This window comes from Caldisalinibacter kiritimatiensis, from assembly GCF_000387765.1.
Lineage (GTDB): Bacteria > Bacillota > Clostridia > Tissierellales > Caldisalinibacteraceae > Caldisalinibacter > Caldisalinibacter kiritimatiensis.
This window is the reverse complement of sequence record NZ_ARZA01000255.1, coordinates 1-6,397: the sequence shown is the minus strand read 5'-3', so window position 1 is coordinate 6,397 and position 6,397 is coordinate 1. Positions and strand designations below refer to the sequence as shown.

Genomic DNA, 6,397 nt, shown 5'->3' with positions numbered 1-6,397 from the left:
TTTTTTTTACTAATTTTCTGTGGATAAGTTTAATTTTGTATTTTGCAACTATCTAAATTATGTTTAACATTTCATTCCACTTCATTATTTGAATATTTGTCTATCAGTGCGAAAATATAAGCAATATTTCTCGACTTCCTGCTTACGTCATGCCTAACTCCCGTTTCTCCATTAACCCAGCGATCATAATATGAATGTACAAACAAAAAATCTTTCTTTGATATTGTCCTTTTCATCGATAATTCGCTGGAAGGCGAATTATAAATAGCCCTATCAACATACAATCTTCCATCACGAAACGATGCTGTAAACCAAAGACCTGTTGTGGTTTGTATCTCTTCTCCCGAAGATGATAAACCCGAGATTACATAATTCCAAAGTGCTTCACTATTCATTACTCTACACCTTCCTTTAATTTGATATAGTTACCGGGGAGAGCCTCAAATAATTCCGAATAATGCCCACACCTTGCCCTTATCTGTGTATATTGCGCCTTACTTCCATCTTTTTTTAAATACAGCCTACGCCTATATATCTCATCAGCAAGTTCAGATGCATGCATCGTCTTGTTTTCTGCCTCTGATAGGACAATTTTCATAGCTTCATGAAGTGTATAGTTATTTTGTTTACCTGGCATATTAGTGCCATTTATAACCTCATCATCGTACTTCAGCACAATATAAATAGGCTTATTATCTTGAAACACAGAGGGACAGTCCGAGACCACTGAAAAGGAGGTGTTTTTTGGCTTCAATTTCAATAATGAAAAGAATCCTTATCTCTTTAACAATAAATTACCATTTTATAGAAATTAAATGGATTTAAATAGGATACCAGCTTGGCTATCCTCTTTAAATTTACGGCTAATGCTGTAAATTTAGCTTGTAATGACATACTTTTAAGACCGTACCCCTAGCTTGAGCCAGTCCGTGAAATCTTTTCATTTCTCCATTCTTAGCTTCGTGATATGCCCTATTTTTATATTTCTCTTTGAATTCCTCAGATTTTGCCATTTTGATATCTCATAGAATTCTGGAGTATTAACACTAATATGTAAAATCTTTCGCACTTGTTGTTTTGCACATTCATCATGTTTTGGACAATTTCTACATTGTTCTATCTCAAAGTAGTATTTTAAATACTCAGACTCTTTTTCTTCTTTAGTTTTTTTACTTTTCTTCTTCTTAACTGTTCGGTTGCCTTGGCTACAATACCATTCATCTGCATCTTTATTGTAGATATACTTACTTTCATCAATTTTGTATACTGTTTCACTAACTGGTATACAAGCTTTAGCACCATATTCCTCTATTGTATCTAATATATTTTTTCTAAAATATGCTTTATCTCCGTACACTTCTTCTATTTCAATCCCAGCTTCCTTTGTTCTTTCTAACTGTTCTTTTGCATATGTTCCATCGCTAACATTCATTGCTGTTATTATTTTTTCTTTTGTAAGCATTGTAAATTCAGTCTTATATCCAAAGAAACTCACTTTCTTACTTTTTGTTCCAACTCTTGCATCTTCATCAACTAATGAACGTATACCCTTTTATTTTATAAAATTAGGAGAAGCTAGGATTTTTTTCGCTTTGTCAATTGCTTTTGATATCCTGTTGTTTTTATCATCTAAATAGTGCACTTCTACCTGGTTTATAGTGCTCTCCAGATATTCCTTCATCACTTTTTTTGCTTCATTATGATCCTCAATCTCTTTATAGTTAGGGATATCTGTATCTATTTCTTAAAGTAATTTAGGATTTTCTTTTTCTATTTCTTTAAATATCTTTTTCGCTAAATGCTTCATAATTCTTTTTGGTACTTTTTTAATAGTATTAGCTTCTGTATGTGTAACATCAATACTTATACTTTTTTCATTGATTATTCCTTTTTCTACACATTGTCTAACTACTTCTTTAATAATTTCATCTAATGAAATATCCTTTAGTCGTTGGGTTCTAAATTTAGTTAGCAGACTTGCTTCAGGCAATTCTTCTTCAGGGTTTATTCCTAAGAACCACATATATGCTAAGTTAATATTTCCTTCTTCAATAACCTTTACATTTGATAAACTATATAGATATTGTAAGATACACAGTTTTACCATCATCTCAGGTTCTTTAGCTGGTCTACCAAAGTTCTCACAATAGCTCTTTTTTAATAGTTCATTTACGAAACTAAAATTAACAGCGCTATTTATTAACTTCAATACGTGATTATCAGGTATTTTATTATATAATATTGAAAAGATAGTTTGCTGTTTATCAGCCTTTCTTAACATAAAATAGACCTCCTAAATTCTTTATACTATATAAATTCCACATAAACCTTAAGAATCCTTTTTGAATTTAGGAGATTTGGAGGACTTTTTCAGTGGTCTCAAAACGTCCCCTTGCCACTTCATTACTCCTTGGAATTCAGATAGTATTGGACTTCATTTTGTTATTCAAGCTCGTCCCTTCCAAGCAAGCCTTGTATGAGGTTCGTTTTCCTCAGACCGAGATTTTGCCTAAGGCTTCCTTCAGATTCCATCTCACGGTGGACACCCATGCTTTCGACTAGTGGTTCCCACTACCAAGCCCACAGCGGACTTTCACCGCCAAGTTATTGCCCTTGCTGGGCGCACTAAAGGAGTAGGATTATAAATAAATCCTACTCCTCATATTACAAAGATTCTAATTTTTTATGCTTAGATCTATGGATTACCGCTAATAATTCCAATTTTCAATAATATATCAATAGCTTCTTCTCTGCTAGTGGCTAATGGGACAATGCAATATCCATCATCTTCATTCCAGTCACCCCAGTTGCCTGAAATTTTTCCGCCTCCATCCTTATTTAAGGGATTTTTACTAAAAACGATTATCGCCATTTTATGAAACCAAGGTCTTGAATATAAGCGTCCTAGAAAAAATGTATAGCGATTTGGGCGACCATTAACATCTTTTTCTGAAAGGTATGTGTATTCAAGAGGCCAACCATCATCAGAGAGATAAACTTTACTCAATTTCTCATTAGTAAGCCTATAATCAGAAATGACAATCTGCCCGTCAAACATATCGTCGGAAAAAAGATTCCAATGATACCTTCCTTGAATCTTAACCTGGCATTGAACAAAATAAGAGGGATCATCAAGCTTTATCTCTATAGCATCGTATACCCTATTCATTGGTATCGGAATGACAAAAGCTAAGAACATCAAGATTAGAAATGCCATAAATATCCATTTAATAATTATATTCTTTCTATTTACTTGCATAATTCCCCCCTTAAAACACCACAGATGGTAGAGTCAATGCTGCATAGCTTTAGTCTAACAAACTCGTCACTATGCTGTAAACATCAATAGTTTCAATGTGAGTAAAATACCCCGTAGTGTTTTCATAGAGACTAATAATACTGCTGTATAGTGTTGAATTACCATAGAATCCTGGAGTATTACTATATTGAGCACCATATGTGTACGTACCGTATTCGTAATTATATGTGCCACCAGGTCTTACGCTTGTTGGCCATTTCGCATCAACCTTCAAGTGAGCTTTGAACTGTTCAGTGCTACCCCAATCATAATATGCATAACCAGAAACTCTATCAAGCTTATCTTGAATGAAGATTGTTCTTACATATAAGTCACCAGATACTTTGGCTTTAAGGTAACCTCCAGATGAACTATAGGTTACAGAAAGTGGAGTATCAAAAAAACTAAAGAAAGTTGATAGACCATTTGCAGCTGCTTTTACTGCTTTATAAAACCTACCTTTTACATAATGATCTAGGACAGCCTCTAATGTTTTTTGGGCTATTTCGTTCCATTTTAGTGATGTTCCAATATTTCCAGGAGTAACCCAAGATGATTCAACGTTTAGTGCTGATTCCAAATACAGGAATTTATAATTATTATATGTTCCTAAGTATACACAATGTTCTTCCCAATACTCAGGGTCATCTGGGTCATTGCTTAAAGTCATCGCATCCCAATACTCAGGGGCATCCGGGGCATTACTTAAAGTCATCGCATCGGGTCTATTAAGGAAAATGTTTATATAGTTAACTTTCTTTCCCTGTTCAACAAGTTCCTGAACACGCATAAAAGTGCGTTTGTACAAAGGGTTAGTAATAATATCTACCTTTGAGAATTTTTCAACCTCGATTATTTCATATGCATCTTTAGATATGTGTAACTGTTCATTAACATTGTCTTTAGATGAACTATTAGAGACATATTTTTTTGCTTCATCAATTTGCTTAGATACAGATTCCTTAATGGAATTTATGTTATCTTCATTATAATTGTTGATATACGTAAAGTAAATTGGAATTTCAGACAGCATGTTAACTACCTCATTCGAAATACTTATTGGCTTAATAGCTTGTATATCAGCTTCGGGTGCTAGATCTGCAGCAAAAACAGTATAGGTTCCTGACAAAATCATACACAATGTTATAAATAAGCTTAAAAATCTCTTCATAAATAAACCTCCTCCTATAATAGATTTAAAGTTAAAAATTAAAACAATTTCCAGTCAAATATTGCTCTTTTAAAATGAATCTAAATAAATTTGAATAAGGGTCTTGGACTTTTTGTGATGTTCCCAGATAATGATAATAAGGATCGTTTGGGGAAATTCTTTTCTCTCCTGTAGCTTTGACTACTCGATTAAGTCTGTTTCCCCAGTCTTCACTAAAACTTCTAACTCGTAGGCTGTTCCCTCCGGGAACCTATGCTGAAAGATAGCAGCTTTCAGGTAGCCCATAGGCGGAGTGAGTTCTAATAAGCGAGGATGATTGACCAGTGAAGAAACTGGGGACATCCCTAAGAGTCCAATTCCCTTGATCCTATAACGAAAGGAGGACATACCAAATGAAAATCTTTGTAGGTATTGATGTTAGTTCTTTTGATATGAAGGTTTGTATTATGAACAGTGATGTGAAGTACTAAATAAACTTACCTCACAAAACAACCTTCATGGTGCTAAAAGCATTAGTAATGAAATTACCAATCTAGCCAAAGTCAACAAAGTTAAAGAAATTCAAATTGGCATGGAATCCACTTCCGTATATAGCTGGCATCCTGCCATCTTCTTTAATGAAGATGAAGCTCTTAAAGAGTTCAATACCAAGGTTTATACTATTAACCCTAAACTTATTAAAAAATTCAAGGATGCCTACGTCGTTCTAGACAAAACTGATGATATTGATGCATTTATCATAGCTGACAGACTACGATTTGGTAGACTGCCACTGAGCATTATTAAGACTGAACAATATATGGCACTTCAAAGGCTTACGAGAATGAGGTTTAGACTAATACAAAACCTTACCCGTGAGAAAAAATACTTTCTACAAAATCTATTTTTTAAGTGCAGTGCATTCTCTACAGAAGTTGAAACTTCAACCTTTGACAGTACAATAATGGATCTTTTGCTTGAAAGATACAGCCTTGATGAAATTAGCTCAATGAATATAGAATCTTTAGCTGACTATCTAAGAGAAAAAAGTAAAAATAGATACTCCGAGCTTGAAAAAGTCGCTAAATGCATTCAAAAAGCTGCTAGATCATCATATCGTTTATCAAAGTGCGTAAAATATTCTATAAATATTTTATTAGGTACATCAATTGAATCCATACGTAGTATCAAAAATCAAATTAAACAGTTAGATAAATCTATAGCTAAGATACTTGAAGGCATTTCAAATACTCTTCAAAGTATATCAGGAATAGGTCATGTATACTCAGCAGGTATCATAACTGAAATATGTGATATTAATCGTTTTAAGGATCAAGCATCCTTAGCTAAATATGCTGGTCTCACATGGTCTAAACATGAATCTGGTAAGTTTAAAGCAGATGATACAAATACGATACGCTCTGGTAATACGTATCTACGTTATTACTTAGTTGAGGCTGCCAACTCAGTAAAAATGTATGATACAGAGTTTAGTGACTATTACTATAAAAAGTATCATGAAGCTTTAAAACATAAGCACAAAAGAGCCCTCGTCTTAACTGCAAGAAAACTTGTGCGATTGGTCGATGTGCTGCTACGCAGAGACCAAATCTATTCGCCCCAAAGGAAGGTGAATAGATAGGCTAACGCCTGCACAACTTTCTTTAAAATAATCCCAGTTTTTTACATGTGCCACTGGGCTAGATTAGTGTTGTCTTTTTTAATCTATAAGTCTTAAAAAATCCAATTTATTTGTTTTATCTGCTTGACATATTCCCGTAGGACTTTCAACATTTCGTATTGCCCAAAATCAACCTATTCTTTCGACAATATCATTTTTTAATATTTTGTAACTATATAGGCCTATTGATTACAAAATAAACAAGCTTGCTTACAACAATTATTCTACCCCCCCATTCCAAATTTGTCAATAATTTCATTGTAAATAT

The 6,397-nt window shown here is 33.6% G+C and carries 4 protein-coding genes and 2 pseudogenes; 1 reads left to right on the top strand and 5 read right to left on the bottom strand.

The window, feature by feature from the left end; genetic code table 11:
* Positions 1 to 71: 71 nt before the first annotated feature.
* From L21TH_RS11345 to L21TH_RS11325, 5 genes and pseudogenes are all read right to left on the bottom strand, one after another.
* The gene (locus L21TH_RS11345; protein WP_034430007.1) at positions 72 to 395 is read right to left on the bottom strand and encodes a hypothetical protein; all 324 of its coding nucleotides are present in this window, start codon (positions 393 to 395) and stop codon (positions 72 to 74) included.
* Positions 395 to 676, bottom strand: coding sequence for a hypothetical protein (locus L21TH_RS11340; RefSeq protein WP_242826525.1), 282 nt, complete (start codon positions 674 to 676; stop codon positions 395 to 397). The genes L21TH_RS11345 and L21TH_RS11340 overlap by 1 nt, the downstream gene beginning before the upstream one ends.
* A 107-nt stretch (positions 677 to 783) precedes the next feature.
* Positions 784 to 2,281 (bottom strand): annotated as a pseudogene (locus tag L21TH_RS11335) (IS1182 family transposase).
* Between the two features lie 414 nt (positions 2,282 to 2,695).
* Complete coding sequence (locus tag L21TH_RS11330; RefSeq protein WP_006316421.1) at positions 2,696 to 3,259, bottom strand: hypothetical protein; 564 nt, start codon at positions 3,257 to 3,259, stop codon at positions 2,696 to 2,698.
* Between the two features lie 49 nt (positions 3,260 to 3,308).
* Positions 3,309 to 4,469 (bottom strand): hypothetical protein, encoded by a 1,161-nt coding sequence (locus L21TH_RS11325; protein WP_006316420.1) that lies wholly within the window; start codon positions 4,467 to 4,469, stop codon positions 3,309 to 3,311.
* Positions 4,470 to 4,861: 392 nt separating this feature from the next.
* Here L21TH_RS11325 and L21TH_RS11320 point away from each other — a divergent pair.
* Positions 4,862 to 6,090 (top strand): annotated as a pseudogene (locus L21TH_RS11320) (IS110 family RNA-guided transposase).
* The last annotated feature ends 307 nt before the right edge of the window (positions 6,091 to 6,397 follow it).

What these genes read in the sequence shown, in the direction of transcription:
- L21TH_RS11345 (WP_034430007.1), bottom strand. Translation starts at nt 395, where the DNA reads ATGAATAGTGAAGCACTTTGGAATTATGTAATCTCGGGTTTATCATCT.
- L21TH_RS11330 (WP_006316421.1), bottom strand. Translation starts at nt 3,259, where the DNA reads ATGCAAGTAAATAGAAAGAATATAATTATTAAATGGATATTTATGGCA.
- L21TH_RS11325 (WP_006316420.1), bottom strand. Translation starts at nt 4,469, where the DNA reads ATGAAGAGATTTTTAAGCTTATTTATAACATTGTGTATGATTTTGTCA.